Annotated in this window: 18 protein-coding genes and 1 tRNA gene; 11 read left to right on the top strand and 8 right to left on the bottom strand. The window is 72.5% G+C overall.

All coding sequences use genetic code 11. The features are described from left to right. Positions 1–122 precede the first annotated feature (122 nt). On the top strand, positions 123–461 hold the full coding sequence (locus AOJ26_RS24165; RefSeq protein ID WP_053850448.1) for a hypothetical protein: 339 nt from the start codon (positions 123–125) through the stop codon (positions 459–461). 45 nt (positions 462–506) lie between these two features. Here the strand turns inward: AOJ26_RS24165 and AOJ26_RS24160 are convergent. Continuing rightward, a tRNA-Val gene (locus tag AOJ26_RS24160) sits at positions 507–578 on the bottom strand. 210 nt (positions 579–788) lie between these two features. Between AOJ26_RS24160 and AOJ26_RS24155 the strand changes: the two genes are divergently transcribed. The 7 genes from AOJ26_RS24155 (at position 789) to AOJ26_RS24125 (ending at position 7,101) form a co-directional block, all read left to right on the top strand. After that, positions 789–1,559, top strand: a complete 771-nt coding sequence (locus AOJ26_RS24155) for a DUF4097 family beta strand repeat-containing protein (RefSeq protein WP_053850447.1) — start codon at positions 789–791, stop codon at positions 1,557–1,559. Positions 1,560–1,639: 80 nt separating this feature from the next. Next, complete coding sequence (locus AOJ26_RS24150) at positions 1,640–3,016, top strand: hypothetical protein (RefSeq protein WP_053850446.1); 1,377 nt, start codon at positions 1,640–1,642, stop codon at positions 3,014–3,016. Positions 3,017–3,164: 148 nt separating this feature from the next. Beyond that, the gene (locus tag AOJ26_RS24145) at positions 3,165–3,353 is read left to right on the top strand and encodes a hypothetical protein (RefSeq protein ID WP_007381710.1); all 189 of its coding nucleotides are present in this window, start codon (positions 3,165–3,167) and stop codon (positions 3,351–3,353) included. Positions 3,354–3,366: 13 nt separating this feature from the next. Further along, on the top strand, positions 3,367–4,080 hold the full coding sequence (locus AOJ26_RS24140; RefSeq protein ID WP_053850445.1) for a hypothetical protein: 714 nt from the start codon (positions 3,367–3,369) through the stop codon (positions 4,078–4,080). 59 nt (positions 4,081–4,139) lie between these two features. Beyond that, positions 4,140–5,087: a DUF6895 family protein gene (locus tag AOJ26_RS24135; RefSeq protein ID WP_234358658.1), complete on the top strand. Its 948-nt coding sequence runs from the start codon at positions 4,140–4,142 to the stop codon at positions 5,085–5,087. After that, positions 5,084–6,004, top strand: a complete 921-nt coding sequence (locus AOJ26_RS24130) for a DUF6895 family protein (RefSeq protein WP_053850443.1) — start codon at positions 5,084–5,086, stop codon at positions 6,002–6,004. The genes AOJ26_RS24135 and AOJ26_RS24130 overlap by 4 nt, the downstream gene beginning before the upstream one ends. Next, complete coding sequence (locus tag AOJ26_RS24125) at positions 6,001–7,101, top strand: serine hydrolase domain-containing protein (protein WP_078960013.1); 1,101 nt, start codon at positions 6,001–6,003, stop codon at positions 7,099–7,101. The genes AOJ26_RS24130 and AOJ26_RS24125 overlap by 4 nt, the downstream gene beginning before the upstream one ends. A gap of 75 nt (positions 7,102–7,176) precedes the next feature. Here the strand turns inward: AOJ26_RS24125 and AOJ26_RS24120 are convergent, their stop codons facing one another. After that, entirely contained in the window at positions 7,177–8,538 is a 1,362-nt protein-coding gene (locus AOJ26_RS24120; protein ID WP_053850442.1) for a carbohydrate-binding protein, read from the bottom strand. 169 nt (positions 8,539–8,707) lie between these two features. Further along, positions 8,708–10,333, bottom strand: coding sequence for an alkaline phosphatase D family protein (locus AOJ26_RS24115; protein ID WP_053850441.1), 1,626 nt, complete (start codon positions 10,331–10,333; stop codon positions 8,708–8,710). 105 nt (positions 10,334–10,438) lie between these two features. Between AOJ26_RS24115 and AOJ26_RS24110 the strand changes: the two genes are divergently transcribed. Together AOJ26_RS24110 and AOJ26_RS24105 are read left to right on the top strand one after the other, a co-directional pair. Then, entirely contained in the window at positions 10,439–10,663 is a 225-nt protein-coding gene (locus AOJ26_RS24110; RefSeq protein ID WP_053850450.1) for an FmdB family zinc ribbon protein, read from the top strand. A 58-nt stretch (positions 10,664–10,721) separates the two neighbouring features. Continuing rightward, positions 10,722–11,348 (top strand): DedA family protein, encoded by a 627-nt coding sequence (locus AOJ26_RS24105; protein ID WP_053850440.1) that lies wholly within the window; start codon positions 10,722–10,724, stop codon positions 11,346–11,348. On the opposite strand, the gene AOJ26_RS24100 is transcribed toward AOJ26_RS24105, so the two are convergent. From AOJ26_RS24100 to AOJ26_RS24090, 3 genes are read right to left on the bottom strand one after another with little or no spacing between them, the layout of a single operon-like run. Continuing rightward, the gene (locus tag AOJ26_RS24100) at positions 11,323–12,147 is read right to left on the bottom strand and encodes a hypothetical protein (protein WP_053850439.1); all 825 of its coding nucleotides are present in this window, start codon (positions 12,145–12,147) and stop codon (positions 11,323–11,325) included. The two genes, AOJ26_RS24105 and AOJ26_RS24100, sit on opposite strands and share 26 nt — an antisense overlap. Next, entirely contained in the window at positions 12,147–14,603 is a 2,457-nt protein-coding gene (locus AOJ26_RS24095; protein WP_053850449.1) for a phosphoribosyltransferase domain-containing protein, read from the bottom strand. Before AOJ26_RS24095 ends, AOJ26_RS24100 begins: the two co-directional genes overlap by 1 nt. 24 nt (positions 14,604–14,627) lie before the next feature. Next, positions 14,628–15,791, bottom strand: a complete 1,164-nt coding sequence (locus AOJ26_RS24090; RefSeq protein WP_053850438.1) for an HpcH/HpaI aldolase/citrate lyase family protein — start codon at positions 15,789–15,791, stop codon at positions 14,628–14,630. A gap of 207 nt (positions 15,792–15,998) precedes the next feature. Between AOJ26_RS24090 and AOJ26_RS24085 the strand changes: the two genes are divergently transcribed. Continuing rightward, the gene (locus AOJ26_RS24085) at positions 15,999–16,802 is read left to right on the top strand and encodes a TerD family protein (RefSeq protein WP_053850437.1); all 804 of its coding nucleotides are present in this window, start codon (positions 15,999–16,001) and stop codon (positions 16,800–16,802) included. Between the two features lie 6 nt (positions 16,803–16,808). Here AOJ26_RS24085 and AOJ26_RS24080 read toward each other — a convergent pair whose 3' ends face one another. After that, positions 16,809–17,546 (bottom strand): TerD family protein, encoded by a 738-nt coding sequence (locus AOJ26_RS24080; RefSeq protein WP_053850436.1) that lies wholly within the window; start codon positions 17,544–17,546, stop codon positions 16,809–16,811. An 88-nt stretch (positions 17,547–17,634) separates the two neighbouring features. Next, a partial coding sequence (locus AOJ26_RS24075) for a DUF475 domain-containing protein (RefSeq protein WP_159044380.1) occupies positions 17,635–17,831 on the bottom strand: 197 nt, incomplete at its 5' end.

The raw sequence follows: 17,831 nt of genomic DNA, 5'->3' as shown, positions 1-17,831 counted from the left end.
CCCCCAGAACACCCCGCCCCCACCACCACCTGACCGTGACCCGAGCGAGTCGGCGCCGCCCGTTCGCATGAACCTCATGAAGCCACTCGCCACCCAAATTCGAACAGGCGTAGCATTGCTCCGTGGCTAAGACCTATGACTTTCCGAGTGACCTCCTCGCCGGTCAGGAGGAGCTGCATCAGGTCCGGGCCGAGCTGTCGGCCCTGCTCAAGCGGCTCCCTTGGTCGGTCGCACCCCTGGACGGCTTCAGCGACGACACCGGCTGGCGGAAGGTGGAGCGCCCCGCCTCCCCGGGCTGGACACCCGACGAACAGGCCGAGGTGGAGAAGCTCCGGCAGCGCGAGCACGAACTCGCGGTCTTCGTCACCACCCACCGCTTCTGGACCGAGGTGGAGACACCGGACCGCGTGGACGCCCGGAGCGAGCTGAAGCACGCGTCCCGCAGGCAGGAAGCGGGCTGAACGACGAAGGACCCCGGCCGGGATCGGCCGGGGTCCTTCACGGTGTGGGCGCGGACGGTTTCGAACCGCCGACATCCTGCTTGTAAGGCAGGCGCTCTACCCCTGAGCTACGCACCCGAGACGAGTCGACAGCCTACCTTGCCCGGGACCCTGCCCCGCAAACCCTTACTCGGGGGCCCGCGGAGGTCAGGGTCGTGCGGGGGAAAACCCCACCCCCGATCCGGGAGCGGCCCGGATCCCCCGTCAGGTCCCCGGTCCCTAGGGTCGAAGCAGGGTCGCGGAGTGCCCGCGGCCGCCCGCCCAGGGCTAGATCAGGGGGAGATCATCATGGTCCGTTCCGTTCCCGCACGTGCCGCCGCCGCGGCCGGGGTCGTCGCGCTCGTCGTCGCGGGGGCCACCGCCTGCGGTGCCTCCGCCGGGGACGACAAGACCCCCGACCACAGGTCCTTCGCCCTCCAGGGCCGCACCCTGACCGTCGACTCCGACGACTCGGCGCTGGAGATCGTCGCCGCCGATTCGAACAAGGCGGGCACGGTCGAGGTCACCCGCTGGTTCCAGGGGACCGTCGCCGTCGGCAAGGACCCCGAGGTGACCTGGTCGATGAAGGACGACCGGCTGGTGCTGCGGATGAAGTGCAGCGGCGTCGTCGCCGACTGCGCGGCCAAGCACCGCATCGAGGTGCCGCGGGACATCAGCGTGAAGGTCGAGGACCGCGACGGCAGCGTGCGGGCCCGGGGCTTCACCCGGCCGCTCAGCATCAGCACCGGCGACGGTTCCGTGCGGGTCACCGACTCCAGCGGGCCGCTCAAGCTGCACACCGGTGACGGGTCGATGCACGCGGAGGTCACCTCCCGCCGGGTCACCGCCCGCACCGGGGACGGCTCGCTCCACCTCGAACTCGGCGCCGTACCGGACCGGGTGGAGACCCGCAGCGGCGACGGCTCCGTGACCGTGGAGCTGCCGAAGGCCGCCTACCGCGTGGACACGAAGTCCGGCGACGGCGGGGTCGACGTGTCGGTGCCCCGGTCCGACTCCAGCGACCACGTCGTGTCCGCTCAGAGCGGAGACGGGAAGATCACGGTGCGAACCGCGAACTGACCGGCCCGTGTGTTCGTCCCTTACCGGTGGGAGAATGACACCGGGCACCGCCAGGACGGACCACAGCACGGGAGAGGGATGTGACGGCGACACCATCGCGGCCGTACTCGTCGGCGTCGGTGCCGCGCGCACACCGTCAGGCACTCGGGGACACCCTCGCTCTTCTGGGCCTGCCCCTGCTGGCCGCCCTCGCGCTGCCGGCCGCGTTCGCCGGCGGCGGCACCCGGCGCTGGTTCGGCGGGCGCGCGGAGAACCAGCGGGCCGAGGCGCAGGCCGCGAAGGACGCCGCCGCGGCCGCGTTCTACGAACTGGACACCGCCCAGCGGGATCTGCGGATCTCGATAGAGACGATCACGGCCGTCGACGACTCCCCCGCCGCCCGCCGGGCGGTCGCCGACTTCCAGGCGATCAGCGGGCGGATCGACGAGGCCAGCCACCGCTACATCGAGGCCGTGGACGCCCATGACCTGGATCGCGACGACCTGGAGGCCGCGGTCGCCGCGCACGCGCGCACCGAGCTGACCCGGGCCAAGGACGACCTCGGCAACGTCAAGCGGGAGCTGGATCGTTTCGGCGACAGCCTCGGCCCGCTGCTCGGCAAGGCCGAGACCCAGCTCGCCCGCCTCGCCCCGGCCGTGGAGCGGGCCCGGCAGGGGCTGCTGGCCGCCTCCAACGCCCTGGACGCCGTACGGGAGTCGGGGCTGAAGGCGGACGACCTCGCCGCCAGGCTCGCCGCCCTCGGACCCGAGCTGACCAAGCTGAACCAGGGCGCCGGGCAGCACGGCGTACCGCAGACCCTGGAGCGGGCCGAGCGGGTCGCCCGGGAGGCGGAGTCGATCCGGGTCGAGGCCGAGCGGCTGCCGGAGCGGGCCGCCGAGATCGACCACCGGCTGGTCTCCCTGCGCACCCGCGCCGAGGCCCTCACCACCCGCGCGGGCCAGGTCGACCCGGTCCTGAGCGAACTGCGCCGCCGGTTCACCGTCGCGTGCTGGCAGGACCTCCAGCACGTCCCGGACCAGGCCGCGGAGAACGTCCGGCAGGCCGAGCAGAAGCTCCGCGAGGCCCGTGCCGCGCGCGACGAACAGCGCTGGCCGGACGCGACCGCCCTGCTCTCCACGGTCCGCGCCCTGCTCAACACCACCGACGAGTCCGTCTCCGCCGCCGGTGACCGGCTGCGCCGGCTGAACGCCGTGCAGAAGGACCCCCAGCAGGAGATCGACCGCACCCGCTTCGCCATCCGCGACGCCCAGCGCCTCGCCATGGCCGGCCGCACCACGCCCGATCCGCGGCACGCGCGGCCCCTGGACGACTCGGTGGCCCGCCTGGACCGGGCGATCGCGACCCTGGAGGGCCGCCACCCCGACTACTGGCACTTCCTCACCGAGACGGAAGCGGTACGGCAGTCGGTGGCCCGGGTGGTCTCGCAGATCCGCGAGGAGCGCGGCGGCGCGCACTGAGGCGTCCCTGGCGCCGGGGCGGATGTCTGCTCGCGAGCAGGAGATTGAATCTCGCACGAACTAGACATTTCGACCTTTTTTGCATACATCGCCCCAATACGGTGACATGGATGAAGACCCGCATATCTCTCGCAAAGGAGATGTTGGTATGTCCTCCACCGAGTTCCAGCTCGAGGACCTGACCGAGGTCCCCGGCACCGACGTCGAAGCGGCTCTCGACCCCGTCGAGGCCGACGGTTACTACCGCGACAGCCGCCAGTGCGCGGCGCTTGCTCTGACGTCCTCGTCGAGCAACCTCCTGCTGTCGCCTCCGACGCCACGGCCGAAGAAGGGCTGACGGGAGAATCCGAATGGAGCAGTCAGGCACTTCGACCCGCCTCGCGGGCGCGGTGCAGGGCCTCACCTCGGAACTGGTCTCCGCTCTTCGGAGCGGAGACCGCTTCCGGTTGGCAGGCACGGTCGCCACGGGACACGGTCCCGGGACGACCGCCGACCCGTCCCTCGCCGCCGTCCGGGTGGTGGGAGCCGATGTCGTGCTGCCGAGCGTCCTGCTGCGCTGTCCGCCCCCCGATCCGGACGATCTCGCGGTGTTCGGCCGAGCCGTCCAGGCCTACCCGCCCCCCGCCGAAGCGTCACCCGCCGTGGCGTGGAGCCACTGGGCCATGAGGCGGGCGCTCCGGCGGCTGGACGCGTCCTTCGACGGTGCGTCGGACGACGACGCCGAGCCCGGGACGGCCTGGCTCGACGAGGCACCGTGGCAGTTCCTGACCCACCAACTCGCCGTGCTCGCCCCGCTCGCACTGCCCGGCGACGACTGCGCGGTGGCCCGGGTGGCCCGCAGCCGCCCGGTCGACGTCGCCCGGGGATTCGTCCGGGCGGTCCGACGCCGCGACTGGCTCCAGGCGGCCGGGGCGGGACGCTGGCTGGTCCTCCTCGACGACGTGCCGCCGACACTGGGCCTGGACACCGGGCTGGAGTTCGTGGCCCAGATGGGCGGCACGGACGCCCGCGTGGCGTTGCAGGTCGAGGCAGCGCAACTGATGCGGACCGGAGTGCTGGTGTGACGGCGCCCGACGCACGGGCGGCGCACGAGGTCCGGGCGGCGCTGGAGGTACAGGCGGCGCTGGAGGTACGGCGCCTGGCCGAGGCCGCGCTGACGTGGGTGAGCACCCACCGCGACGGATTCGCGCTCGGCGACGACGCGCTCGCCGAGCACGGCAACGTGAACACCACCTGGAAGCCCCTCGGCGAGCTGGCCCAGGTGTGCGTCTGTGTACGACGGCACACCGATCCGGCCGACCCGCTCCACGTGACGGCGTCCGAGCTGCTGTCGTTCGCGTGGCAACAGACCGGGCGGGGCGCCCTGTTCGTGGAGTTGCAGCGCCTGGAGCCCTTCGCCACGTATCCGCTGGAGGTCTACGCGGCCTTCGCGTCGGCGGGCCTGCGCCACGCCGGCTACGAGCGCGCCACGGCGACCGTGGCCCGCACCCGCGGCTGGCACGTGACGGAGCAGGAACCGAACCGGCGCATGAGCGTGCTCAACTCCGAGCGGCGCAGCGGCATCCCGCAGCACGGGCAGATGCGGCCGGCGCTGGACCGCACCTGGCTCGCCGGCCTGCCGGAGCCGTGGACGTTCGAACTGGCCGCCGGCTACACCCTGACCCATGTGGTCTTCCACCTCACCGACTGGGGCCTGACCCCGCAGGCCGTGCCCCCGCCGGTCGCGGCCTACCTGCGGCACTGGCTCGCGCCCTGGCTCGACACCTGTCTGGAGGACGAGCAGTGGGACCTGAGCTGTGAGCTGCTGGCCGTGGCGAGCAGCCTGCCCGGCCCGCCGGACCGTGCCCTGCTCCAGGAGGCGTGGACACGGCTGTCCGCGGCCCAGGGCGACTCCGGGGCCGTCCCCGAGGTCGGCGGGCGCGGCAGCCGTACGACCGAGCCGGCCTTCCTCGACTGCTACCACTCGACGCTGATGACCGTCTTCGCCGCCGTGCTGACCCTCGGCCGGCTGCGCGAGGACGGCGTGGAGGCGGCCGTGGACGTGGCCGGCGGACAAGGAGCCCCGGGATGACCGACACACGTCTCTTCCACCAGGTCGGGGTCGGCGCCCTGGAGTGGCTGCACGCCCATCGGGACGGATTCCGGCTGGAGTTGGACGTCGATCCGGAGGTCGGCTTCCTGGAGCGCTTCAAGCCGGTCGGCGAACTGGCCCTCATCTGCAAGGTGTTGTTCCGCGAAGGCGTGGCCGGGTCCCGGCAGTCCACGCTGGCACGGCAGTTGATCGACCACGCCTGGTGCCACACGCTGGACGGCGGCCGGATGCTGGTGCGCGGGCAGCACACCGAGCCCATCTCGCCCATCCCCTTCGAGGTGTACCTGCCGTTCCAGGAGCTGGGCTACAGCAACCCCGAGGCGGAGCGGGCCTTCCGGCTCAACCAACGGCTGGACAGCTTCGCCGCCCTGGAGATGGCACCGGTCCGCCGCCTCGGCCTGTCCGCCTTCCAGCGCCGCTTCGGCCTGCCGCCCCGCACCCCGGAGGCCGACCTCGTGGGCGCGACCTGGCTGGGACGCGCCCCCGAGCCCTGGACGGTGGAAGGGCACATCGCCTACGACATCACCCACACCGTCTTCCATCTCACCGACTGGGGCGAGAACCCCGGGGGTCTCCCGGACGAGGTCGCCGACTACCTCGCGACCTGGCTGCCGGTCTGGCTGGACGACTGGCTGGACCTGCAACGCTGGGACCTGCTCGGTGAACTGCTCGTCGTCGACGCCTGCCTGCCCCACCCCACCTTCGACGAGCGGGCCTGGGAGGGCTTCGCCGCCGCCCAGCAGCCCGACGGGGCGATGCCCGCCGTGCGCACCATGCCGCGGGGCACGCCCGACGAGGTCTTCGACATCGTCTACCACCCGACGCTCGTCGCCGCCTTCGCCGCGGTTCTCGCCATGTCCCGCGCCCTGACGCAGTTGGCGCGGACCCCCTCATGACGGCGGCCACACGCCCCGCGCGTCCCGCTCCCTGGCCGGGCGAGCCGCTCGACGTCACCGGGGTGACGTCGCAGGGGGCGCCCGACGACCACGACGAGGAGCAGGTGCGGCGGCGGCTCGACGCGGCCGTCGCCGCCGTGGACGCGCCCGACGTCGTCTTCGCCCTGTCCCGGCACGGCCGCCGCACCGTGCGCGCCGGAGGCACCGCGCCCTCCCCGCCCGTGCCCCGCGAGCGGGCACGCTACGAAATGGGGTCGGCCTCCAAGACGTTCACCGGACTCCTGCTGGCCCGTCTCACCGACACGGGCGTGCTGTGCGCGGGCGAACCCGCCGCCGCCCTCCTGGACCCGGGCCGGCCGCCCGGCGAGCACCCCGTCACCCTCGCCCACCTGATCACCCACACCTCGGGGCTGCCCGCCCTGCCCGCCGACTTCTTCGTCCGGGCGCTGCCGGCGTGGCACACCAACCCCTACGCCCGCTACCCGGCCGAGCGCGTGGTCGACGCCTTCCTGCGCCACCGGCGGCACCGCCGGCCCGGCACCCGCTGGCACTACTCCAACTTCGGTGTCGCCGTCCTCGGTCACGCCCTGACGGCGGCCACCGCCACCCCGTGGGACGACCTGCTCACCGCTCATGTGCTGGAGCCGCTCGGGCTGAGCGACGCCGGCCTCGGCCCGGGCGGCCCGGACACCGACGCCACCGGGCACCGCAAGGACGGCTCGACGCCCGTGCCCCCGCTGGCCGTCGGCGGCTTCCAGGCGGCCGGCGCCGTCCGGGCCACCCCGCACGACCTGCTCACGTTCCTGGAGGCACACCTGGATCCGTCGGGGCGGCCCCTGGCCGGGGCGCTGCGCGCGGTCCGCCGGCCGGTGCTGCGGCGCGGTGTCGGGCACCGGCACGTGCACACGGTGGCCTGGTTCCGGCACCCCACGGAGTGCGGCCCGATGTACTTCCACGGCGGGGCGACCCTCGGTCAGCAGGCCTTCCTGGGCTTCCGGCCCGACACCGGCACGGCGTTGGCCGCCGTGTGCACCCGCCGCTTCCGCGCCCGCGACGCCTTCATCCCGACCGCGTACGCGCTGCTGGCCGAGCTGTAGGGCGACCGGGCGTCCGGGCGACGGCGAGGGGCGGGGTCCGCGGACCCCGCCCCTCGCCGTGGTGTCATCACGTCCTCAGACGCGCTGCCACAGCCCCGGAGCGAGGGCCGGCTGCCACGCGGCCTGCGCCTGGTGCGGCTGGAGGCACTCGTACGACACGCCGTCGTGCGTCACCCGCGCTCCGACCTCGTACACCCGGCCCGCGGCCCAGGCACCCTCGGGGCCGTCCTCGGGGGCGGGGGTGCCGCTCTCGGCGGCGCTGGTCCGCAGGGTGAGGCCGTAGGTGCTGAGGATGGGGTTGATCGGCTGGTAGAAGGTCGTGCCGCCGCTCGTGCAGTCGCCGGAGCCCCCGGACGTGACGCCCTGGGCCTGGACCCCCGAGATGTAGGAGCCGCCGGAGTCACCCGGCTCCGCGCACACGGTCGTCCGGGTCACGCCGTCGACGGTGCCCTCGGCGTAGTTGACGCTGGTGTCGTGCTGCTCGATCGTGCCGCAGTGCCAGCCCGTGGTGGAACCGGACCGGCACACCGCGGCACCCGTCAGGGCCTGCACCGAGCCGGCGGTCTGCACGTCCTCGCCGTCGCCCTTGACCGCGGGCGTCGCGGTCCAGTCGCTGTTGACGCCCACCCACGACATGTCCTGGCCGGGGAACACGGACGCCTGGAACGTCCCCTGCGCGACCTGGTTGAACCCGGTGGTCTTCGCCCCGGCCTTCCCGCAGTGCCCGGCCGTGGCGAAGCCCTGCTGGTCGCCCTTGGTGACACCGAACCCGATCGAGCAGCGGGCCGTGTCGTCGATGTAGAAGGCGTCGCCGCCCCGGATGTCGTACAGGGCACGCGGCTGGTCGGCGGACACCTTGACGTCCACGAGCGCGCTGTCGACGCCGGCGGCCTCGATGAGCTTGTCCGCGGCGGTACGGCTGGTCGCCTGCACCGTCACCCGGTTGGTCCGTACGTCGACGTACCGGACCGGGGTGTCGAGGGCCTTGCCGGTCACGGCACGGTCGAGCTTCGTCTTGGCCGTCCGCAGGTCGGCCAGCGGGGTCTTGACGACCACCGCCCGCGCTCCGCCGGCCTCGATGGCCGCGCCGTCCGCCGCGTCGGTGCTCGCGACCGTCAGGTCGGCGGAGGTGGCGCCGCTCACCCAGGCGCCCGCGAACCGCTCGCCCAGCGCGTTCTGCAGTCTGCCGGCGCGCGTGCCCGCCTCGGCCTCGTTCACCAGGCGCGTCCTGGCCTGCGCCTCGGTCAGGCTCAGGTCGCGCTGGAGGGCCCGCAGGACCACGGCGGAGGGGCTGTTCGCGCCGAGCGTCTCGGCGGCGGACGGTGCCGGCGCCGGTGCCGGGGGCTCGACGGCCGCGGCCGCGGGCAGCCCCGCGAGCACGAGTGCGCCGAGTACCGTCAACGCGGCACAGCCGGCTGAAACCTGTCTGTGGGCCATCAGGCGTCTCCTCGGGTGGGATGCAAAAGGTCTCGAATCCCCAGGTATTGCCGGGAACGCCCCGGCCGATGTCGGTTTCCCGCGTGTTCCGCGCATCGGACGACAAGAAGGGGCCGCCCGGCCGAGCACGGGATGCCCGCGGGCCGGCGCACCGGGTACCGGCGGCCGGTCAGGCGGGTGCGAGACCCGGCTTGCCGGCCTCCGTCACGAAGGACGCGGCGGTCGAGACCGGCGCGCCGGGTGTCGTCACGGCGGACACGGTCCTGAAGTCGGCCCGCGCCTTCTGGCGGTCGAGGGTGACCCGCACATAGCCGCGGCGCCCGTCGTAGAACTTCAGATGCGGGTTGGCCTTGAGGTACGTGTCCCAGGTGGGGGGCTTCTCGGCGCCGTCCCGGCCGCTCGCGACCGAGGTGGCGGTGAGCTCCGTGCCCAGGGTCGTGGAGGCCGGGTCGTCGAAGTCGTCCTTGATGTCGAAGGCGTACCCCGCGTGCAGGTCCCCGGTCATCACCACCAGGTTCTCGACACCGGCGGACTTGGCGCCGTCGAGGACCCTGCGGCGCGAGGCCCGGTAGCCGTCCCAGGCGTCCATGGACATCTGGGGCTCCGCGGTCAGGTCCAGTTTGCGCTGCGAGAAGCAGACCTGTTGCCCCATCACGTTCCACAGCGCCTGCGAGGTCCGCCAGCCGTCGATCAGCCAGCTCTCCTGCGCCGCCCCGGTCATGGTGCGCGCCGGGTCGTCCTGGAGGGGGCCGCCGGTGTGCTTGGTGTCCGCGTACACCTGGTCGGAGCGGTACTGACGGGTGTCGAGGACGTCGAACTGGGCGAGCGTGCCCCACTGGAGCCGGCGGTAGAGCCGGGCGTCTGGGCCGTTGGGCAGTTGCGCGGCGCGCAGCGGCTGGTTCTCCCAGTACGCCCGGTAGGCGGCGGCGCGGCGCAGCAGGAACTCCTCCGGCGGGTCGTCGTTCTCGCTGACGGCGCCCGCGTAGTTGTTCTCGGTCTCGTGGTCGTCCCAGGTGACCACGAAGGGGTGGGCCGCGTGGGCCGCCCTGAGGTCCGGGTCACCCTTGTAGAGGGCGTACCGCAGCCGGTAGTCCTCCAGGGTCGTGGCCTCGCGGTTGAAGAGGGCGGGCAGCTTGCGGTCGGTGTAGGCGCGGTGGCCGCCCGCGGAGTCGACGGCGTACTCGTACAGGTAGTCGCCGAGGTGGAGGACCACGTCGACGTCGTCCTGGGCGAGGTGGCGGTGTGCCGTGTAGTAGCCGTCGAAGTACGCCTGGCAGGAGACGGCGGCGTAGGAGAGCGAGGCGGCGGCGGCACCGGTGAGCGGGGCGGTGCGGGTGCGGCCGGTCTCGCTGATCCAGGTCCCGGCCTTGAACCGGTAGTAGTAGACCCGGTCGGGGTCGAGGCCGTCGACGTCGACGTGCAGGGTGTGGTGGTACTCGGGGTACGCGACGGCGGCACCGGTGCGGACGGTCGTGCCGAAGCTCTCGTCGGAGGCCAGCTCCCACTGGACGACGACGTACTGCTGGGGCAGACCGCCGTCGGGCTCGAAGGGGGCGGGGGCGAGCCGGGTCCACAGCAGCACGGAGTCGGGCAGCGGGTCCCCGGAGGCGACGCCGAGCGTGAACGGATCGCTGTCGATCCGCGCCGCGTCGAGTCCGCGGGAGCCGGCCGCACCCCGGGCCGGCAGGTGGGTGCCGAACGCGAGGGCGGCGGCGGCCGCGGTGACCGTGAGAAACCGCCGCCGGCCCAAGTGCCGTGCGGCGGCGCGCAGTTCGGGGTGGTGTCGCGAAGCCAACGGGGCTCCTCCCGCGGTTGATCGCCGGCAGAGAACCCCCGCATGCTAACCAGACAATGATCAGATTTCGGACATGCCTGTCGGAGTGCCGGTTAACCTGTGCTCATGCCTCGCTACGAATACCGCTGCCGCACCTGCGGAGACACCTTCGAACTCAGCCGCCCCATGGCCGAGTCCTCCGCCCCCGCCGACTGCCCGGCCGGCCACGACGACACGGTGAAGCTGCTGTCGACGGTCGCGGTGGGCGGCTCGGCGTCCGCGTCGGCCCCCGCGCCCCAGGCGGGCGGCGGCGGTGGAGGCGGCTGCTGCGGCGGCGGTTGCTGCGGCTGACCGCCGTACCGGAGCTTCCTTCAGGCTGCCTTCAGGTCCGCTTCCCTAGCGTGGGCCCATGTCAGCCATCGCGTGGGTCAACGGCCTCATGGACACCCTGGGCGCCCCCGGCGCCGGGGTGGCCATCGCCCTGGAGAACCTCTTCCCGCCCATCCCGAGCGAGGCGATCCTGCCGCTCGCGGGCTTCGCGGCGAGCACCGGCAGGCTGAGCCTGGTCGCCGTGCTGCTGTGGACGACGGCGGGCTCGGTGGTCGGCGCCCTCGCGCTCTACGGCGTCGGCGCGCTCCTCGGCCGGGACCGCACGGTGGCCCTCGCGGCCCGGCTCCCGCTCCTCAAGGTCTCGGACATCGAGCGGACGGAGGCCTGGTTCCTGCGGCACGGCACCAAGGCGGTGTTCTTCGGCCGGATGATCCCCGTCTTCCGCAGCCTCGTCTCGGTCCCGGCCGGCGTCGAGCGCATGCCGCTGCCCGTGTTCCTGGCCCTGACCACCCTCGGCAGCGCCCTGTGGAACACGGCGTTCGTCCTCGCGGGCCACGCCCTGGGCGCCAACTGGACCCAGGTCACCGACGTGGTGTCCGCGTACTCGAAGGTCGTCCTCGGGGCCGCCGCGCTCGCGGTCGTGGCGTTCGTCGCCGTACGACTGCTGCGGCGGCCCTCCTCTACTGAGGCGTCCGAGCCGTCCTGAGCAGCTCCCGCAGGATCCGCTCCCCGGCCAGCACGCCCCGCTCCGGCAGCGCGCTGATCGCCGGCGCGGTCCAGTTCTCGTCCGCCAGCTCCCCGTGCCCCGGACGCCAGCCCCGGTCGGCCGCGAGCAGCAGGTCGGCGTCGAGCAGGGAGTCGCCCGCCGCCAGCGTCAGGGCGGCCCCGGTGCGCCGGGCCACCTCGCGCACGGCGGCGCTCTTGGTGAGCGGCTTGGGGACGGCGTAGATCTTGCGGCCCTGGAGGGAGACCGTCCAGCCGCGGTCCTCGGCCCACACCGCGAGCTCCTTGACCCAGTCCTCGGGCAGCAGTTCGCGCTCGACGACGAGGTAGGCGAAGAGGTCCTCGGCGATCCGGTGCTTGCGCACCCACAGCGGGTCGGCCGTCGCCTGGAGGTGCGCGGTGATCTCGGCCAGCGGGGCGCACTCGTCGGCGAGACGGGCCATGACCCGCGTGTGCCAGTCGAGGTCGGTGACGCCGTCGACCAGGAGATGGCCGCCGTTCGCGCAAATCGCGTAGGCGGGCGGCGGACCCGGCAGGTTGATGCGCTGGTACTGCTTGCGGGTGCGGGTCGTCGTCGGCACGAACACCGCCGCGTCCCCGAGCTCGCCGAGCAGCCCGGCCGCGGTCTCCGTCATGTACGACAGCGGCCGGCTCTCGTGCACCTCGACGCAGAGCAACCGGGGCGCCCGCGCGTCCGGCATGGTCAGCGCGAGGGCGGCCGCGGAGTAGATGAGGGTGCGGTCGAGGTCGCTCGCGACCAGCACCGGAGCCTGGGCGGGCATCAGAGCGACACCGCCCGGCCGTCGGCACCCGTCGCGCCCCGGGTGTACCTGGGGTGGATCAACCCCACGCAGGTGTACGGGAGTTCGGCGACCTCTTCCACCGGGACACCTCTCTGCCCGGCCAGCAGGCGGACATGGTCCAGGTCCGCGCCCGCGCCCGCCCGGGCCAGGATCTTCCAGGGCACCCGGCGCAGCAGCACCCGGGTGGTCTCGCCGACACCCGGCTTGACGAGGTTGACGTCGTGGATGCCGTACTCCTCACTGATGCGTTCGACGGCGGCCCAGCCCTCCCAGGTGGGCTCGCGGTCCCCGGCCAGCAGTTCCTTCGCGGTGGCGTCGACGGCGTCCACCACCTCGGGGAAGCGGGCGGCGACGGCGTCCAGGAAGTCCACCGACACGTCGGCGCCCGCGAGTTCGCGGTAGAACTTCGCGCCGTGGAAGTCGTTCGGCCCGACCAGGTCCGCGCGCAGGACCGTCCGCGAGATCAGGCCCGACACGGTGGAGTTGAGGCAGGCGGAGGGGATCAGGAAGTCCTCGCGGGTGCCGTACGTCCGCACGCACGAGCCCGGGTCGGCGAGGACGGCGATCTCCGGGTCGAAGCCCGCGGGACCGCCCTCGGCCTCGAACTTCCGTACCGCTTCCGTCAGTTCGCGGGTGATCGCGCCCTTGCCGGTCCATCCGTCGACGAAGACGACGTCGGCCGGGTCGTGGTGGGCGGCCAGCCAGCGCAGGGCGTTGGCGTCGATACCGCGGCCTCGGACGATCGAGACGGCGTAGTGCGGCAGTTCGAGGCCGTGGCGGAACTGCGCCCAGCGGCGCATCAGGACGCCCACGGGGGTGCCGGCGCGGGCGAGGGAGACGAGGACGGGACGGGGCGAGCGCTCCTGGAGCACGATCTCCGTGACCGCGCCGACGGCCTGGGCGAGCCTCGCGGACGACTCCGCGAGAGCCGTCCGGAACAGTTCCTGGTACTGGTCGCTCGGCTGGTACTCCACCGGCAGCGACTCCGCGTAGTGCGCGCCGCCGCTCTGGATGGCCTCCTCGCGCTCCTCGGTCGGCGCCTCCAGCGTGACGTCCGAGAGGTCCTGGAGCAGCCAGCCGACGTCCTCCGGGGCGTAGGAGGAGAAGGCGGGGCCGCGGAGGGGCTCTGGGAGCATGGAGGGCCTTTCGGGGGTGTGGCTGGGGACGACGGCGAGGACGACCTGCCGGGTGTGCGCGGCGAGTTGGGCCAGGAGGCCGTCGGGGGCGTTCAGTTCTGGGGTGTCGGCGGCGGAGTCGATCACGGCGACGATCGCGTCGAAGCCGGCGCCGGCGACGTTGTAGGCGTAGCGGTCGCCGGGGCCGTCGGCCGGGTTGTCGTGGGCCGGGAAGGTCAGGCGGGTGCGGATCGCGTAGCCCGGGTCGTCCACGGCGAGCACCGGGGAGCGGGTCGTGGTGGAGAAGGTCACCTCGACGTCTTCGGCGACCTGTTCCAGCTCGCGGGCGAGTCGCAGGGGGGCGTACATCAGCTCTTCGAAGCCGAGGATGTGCACGCGGTGCGTATTCGCCGGGAGGGCCTGGGCCAGGCGGGCGGCCATCGCGGGGAGTTCGGATTCGAGGCGTATTCGGTGTTGCGGGGTGAATCCGTGGCGGCCTCCGTCGGGGAGGTCTCGGGGCCAGAAAAGGTCCACACGGTTGTATGCCGACTGCGGGCCGGTGGGGGCTTGTCGCGCAGTTCCCCGCGCCCCTGGGTGGGAATCCTCGAACCTCGCTACAAGGTCCTGCCCCTTCTCCAGGACCCCCTCTGGCAGCTTCACCGTGCCCGATGCCGCTGCCACCAGGTCGACCCTCGCGCCGATCTCCCGCGCGAAGGCGTCCAACCGCCCCGCGTCCGTCTCCGACCGCATGTCCACCAGGGCGACCACCACGTACCGGTCCCGCGGATACCGCTCGTGCAGGTCCCTGATCGTGTTCAGGACCGTGTTGCCCGTCGAGAACTCGTCGTCGACGAGGACCAGGGGGCCGGCGCCGGCCAGCAGGGCGGGGTCCTCCGGCAGCAGGAGATGGCTCGTGGCGTGGGAGTGGGACTCCTCGAAGCCGCCCGCGGAGGCCACGCCGGGGACCGGGCGGCGGGTGGAGTGCAGGTACGGGGCGAGGGCGATGCCGTCGGCGACGGAGTGGCCGAGGCCCGTCGCCGTCTCCGCGTAGCCGAGGACGACCGCGCGGGCCGCCTCCTCGTCGCCCAGCAGCTCACGGACCCGACGGCCCAGGGCGAGGCCGTGGCCGTAGACCACCGACGGTGACTGCGGGACGTGCTTGCCCAGCACGTTGGAGACCAGCAGGTGGGCCCGCTTGGGGTTGCGGCGCAGGGCCAGCCCCAGCAGGTCGGTCAGCCGGTCGTCGCCGACGAGTTCGACGCCGAGCCGGTCGGCGACCCATGTCCCCGACCAGACGCGGTCGTTCACTGCCTTGTTCATGCGTCCCTTGATGTCCACGGATGATCAGCCGGAGATCCCGGCGGCGAGCAGCTCCACGAAGCCGATGTCCTCGTTGGCCACCCCGAAGACCTCGGCGCGCAGCAGGGTGCGCTCCGCCCAGGCGCGATGCGGCTTCACTTCGTTCATCTTGTTCGTGTACTGCGACCTCAGCACCCCGCCGCCGCCCCGCTCGGGCCGCAGGATGTCCTGCGCGTCGCTGAACTCCTCGTGGCTGACCACGGACAGCGCGTGCACGGGCAGCACGTGGGAGGGGTGGATGCAGGTCTTGCCGAGCAGGCCGTTGGCCTGGTCGAGGGTGATCTCGCGCAGCAGGCCGTCCATGGCGTGCTCGATGAGCGCCTCGCGCAGCTCCTCGGCCTGGCCCTCCAGGAAGGGGCTGCGGCGCAGCTGCGGCTTGAACATGCGCTCCTGGACCCGGAAGTACTCCCAGACCGGCCCGGTCACGGTGAACCCGGTGCCGTCGGCGCGGCCCAGCATGTTCACCACGTCGGCGATCACGGAGGCGACGATCTGGACGTCCCAGGCGGTCATGTCGGGGGCGCGGCGCAGGCCGTAGGAGGAGCAGAAGTCGGTGACGCCGAGGCGGAGGGCGAGGACCCGGTCGCGGTACTTGTCGACCGCGCGGGCGATGCCCTCCAGGGTCTCTACGCGCGTCTCGCGGTAGAGGAGCTCCGGGGACTCCAGTACCGGCATGGCGAACAGCCGGTGGCCGCTCGCGACCTCGGCGGCGGAGAGGGCCTCCAGGAAGGGGATGCCGCGCTCCTCGGTGAACTTCGGGAGCACGAATCCGGACAGCAGCCGGACCGCGGGACCGAGCCGTCGTACGAGATCGGGTATCTGGTCGGGGGTACGGACCCGGATGAACAGCAAGGGGATGTCCACCTGCCGCTCCGCGAGGTCGGTGAACTGCCGGACGAGGTTCTCCTCGCCCTCGGCGACGTCGTCGTCACCGATCGAGTCTTCCAGGCACAGCACCATCGAGACCACGCCGCGTCCGGTCTGCTTGACGATGTCGTCGGCGAGCCGCGGCCGCGTGGCCGGACTGTAGAGCGTGGCGCCCAGCGCCGCGGAGAGCAGCCGGGCCGGGGAGTCCGGGGTGAACTCGCAGGGCTCCTGGTGGAAGAGGCGCTGACGCACCTCAGGGGCGATGTGCCCGAAATGACGCATATGACTCCCCCGTGGTAGCTGTGACGCCCGTGAAGGGTTCACAGGTGGCCGGTAATAGTACGTAGGTACCCATGTCCGAGGTTCCCACCGGGCATGAATTTCAGGTAACGCAGACAAACACGGCCATGTCGACACCGGTACGACATGAACCGGTATCCCGCACCCCCCGCGTTGTCGTGACCAGGACCGAGAGGGCAGGATGACCGCATGACGCACGCCATGCTGAAGGGGTCGAACGTCCCGCTGGAAGCCACCACGGTACGCGCCGTGCTGCGCTGGTCTCCCGGGCAGGGGGTCCCGGTCGTCGACGCCTCGGCGCTCCTCCTCGGCCCCGACGGTCGTGTGCGATCCGACGAGGACTTCGTCTTCTACAACCAGCCCCGGCACCCCTCCGGGAAAGTCTGGCTCCTCGGCAAGAAGCGGCTCGCCGAAGGTCCCACCGACACGATCCAGACAGATCTCGCCGGTGTCGAGCCCGAGGTCAGCCAGATTCTCCTGGTCGCGTCGGTGGACGACACGTCGGTGGAGGACGCCACGTTCGGCCGCGTGCAGGGCCTGTGCATCCTGCTGTACGACGCCTCGGTCGCCGACGGCGAGCCGCTGGTCTCCTTCGACATCAAGCCGGAGACGGGCCAGGAGACGGCCCTGATCTGCGGCGAGCTGTACCGCCGCGGCGAGGGCTGGAAGTTCCGCGCCCTGGGCGAGGGCTACGCGGAGGGCCTCCAGGGCCTGGCCACGGACTACGGCATCGTGGTGGACGAGTCCGACTCCGCCGAGGCCCCGCCGCAGCCCGAGCCCGCATCCTTCCCGCTGCCCCCGGAACAGCCGCCGGCCCAGTCGGCCACCTCGGTCCCCACCCAGGCGGCCTACGGCTACCCGCAGCCCGCGACTCCGGCCACGGCACCCGTGCCGGCGGCCTCGGGCTACGGCTACCCGCCCCCGGTGCCCACGGTCCCGGCCGCACAGGAGTTCCGGATGCCTCCGCAGGGTCCCCAGTTCATCGGGCGGTAGCGGCGCTCACCGGTCCGCCTTGGCCTTGTAGCCCCGCCCCCACTGCAACCCCCACCCGTACAACCGGTCCAGCTCGCCCTGGAAGCCGTACACGAACTGCACCTCGCGGCGCACGACGAGCTCGCCCTTGACGTTCTCGATCATCACCACCGCGCACGAGCGGGCCTGGGGGTGCCGCTCGTCGAGGCCTATCTCGATCCGCGGGCCGTTGCTCGGGTACAGCGTCACGATGGCGTGCGTACGGTCGAACGCCGGGGTCTGGTCGTAGATGTACACGAAGACCAGCAGCCGCTTGATCTGGTCCCGGTGGTCGAGGTTGACGTACATCGTCTCGCCGGACGCCGACCCGAACCGGTCGTCCCCGCTGAGCTTCACGTACGGCGGGGCGTTGACGTCCCCGAGCAGCCCGCCCAGGGGCTGTACGACGCCCTTGGTGCCGTCGGCCAGCTCGTACAGGCACCCGAGGTCGAGGTCGACGTTGACCATGCTCTGGCTGTGCCCGAGGACCTCCGGCGGCTTGAGCGCCTTGAAGGGGTGCCGCAGCAGCGACTCCCGCTGGGAGCCCCCGATGTCGGAGGTCCGCATCCGCCAGGTCAGGTTGACGCGGAGGTTGCCGGTCGCCGCGCCCTGTTTGGTGAGCGAGACCCGGTTGTGCCGCTTGGTCAGTTCGATCGCGTTGCTGGCCGCGCTGCCCGAGTCGAAGTCGACCTCGCGGCCGCCCCGGAGTCCGTCCAAGAAGCCCATTCCCGCCCCCCTGTGCACTGTGGAGAAACCGGCGGGGCGGCCGGAGGCCCGGCCGCCCCGCTCAGAGCGTTCCTCACCCGGAAGGGTGTCACACCCCGGACGAGACCTCAGTCTTCTCGTCCGAGCCCGCGGCTTTTCCCTCGGCGGCCGCCAGTGCCTTGTTGCGGCGCACGGAGGACCAGAAGGACCAGCCGATCAGGATCACGCCGACCAGACCGGTGATGATCTCGTTGATCTCGTACTGGATGGTGACCATGAGGATCACGGCGAGGGCGCCGATCGCGT

This window comes from Streptomyces sp. NRRL B-24085 (assembly GCF_001282115.1).
GTDB lineage: Bacteria > Actinomycetota > Actinomycetes > Streptomycetales > Streptomycetaceae > Streptomyces.
The sequence above is the reverse complement of the archived record's forward strand: the minus strand, read 5'-3'. Positions and strand labels throughout refer to the sequence as shown.

Coding starts and splice junctions, on each gene's coding strand:
- AOJ26_RS24155 (WP_053850447.1), top strand. CDS start 789: ATGGTCCGTTCCGTTCCCGCACGTGCCGCCGCCGCGGCCGGGGTCGTC.
- AOJ26_RS24145 (WP_007381710.1), top strand. CDS start 3,165: ATGTCCTCCACCGAGTTCCAGCTCGAGGACCTGACCGAGGTCCCCGGC.
- AOJ26_RS24140 (WP_053850445.1), top strand. CDS start 3,367: ATGGAGCAGTCAGGCACTTCGACCCGCCTCGCGGGCGCGGTGCAGGGC.
- AOJ26_RS24130 (WP_053850443.1), top strand. CDS start 5,084: ATGACCGACACACGTCTCTTCCACCAGGTCGGGGTCGGCGCCCTGGAG.
- AOJ26_RS24125 (WP_078960013.1), top strand. CDS start 6,001: ATGACGGCGGCCACACGCCCCGCGCGTCCCGCTCCCTGGCCGGGCGAG.
- AOJ26_RS24120 (WP_053850442.1), bottom strand. CDS start 8,538: ATGGCCCACAGACAGGTTTCAGCCGGCTGTGCCGCGTTGACGGTACTC.
- AOJ26_RS24110 (WP_053850450.1), top strand. CDS start 10,439: ATGCCTCGCTACGAATACCGCTGCCGCACCTGCGGAGACACCTTCGAA.
- AOJ26_RS24105 (WP_053850440.1), top strand. CDS start 10,722: ATGTCAGCCATCGCGTGGGTCAACGGCCTCATGGACACCCTGGGCGCC.
- AOJ26_RS24100 (WP_053850439.1), bottom strand. CDS start 12,147: ATGCCCGCCCAGGCTCCGGTGCTGGTCGCGAGCGACCTCGACCGCACC.
- AOJ26_RS24095 (WP_053850449.1), bottom strand. CDS start 14,603: ATGAACAAGGCAGTGAACGACCGCGTCTGGTCGGGGACATGGGTCGCC.
- AOJ26_RS24090 (WP_053850438.1), bottom strand. CDS start 15,791: ATGCGTCATTTCGGGCACATCGCCCCTGAGGTGCGTCAGCGCCTCTTC.
- AOJ26_RS24085 (WP_053850437.1), top strand. CDS start 15,999: ATGACGCACGCCATGCTGAAGGGGTCGAACGTCCCGCTGGAAGCCACC.
- AOJ26_RS24080 (WP_053850436.1), bottom strand. CDS start 17,546: ATGGGCTTCTTGGACGGACTCCGGGGCGGCCGCGAGGTCGACTTCGAC.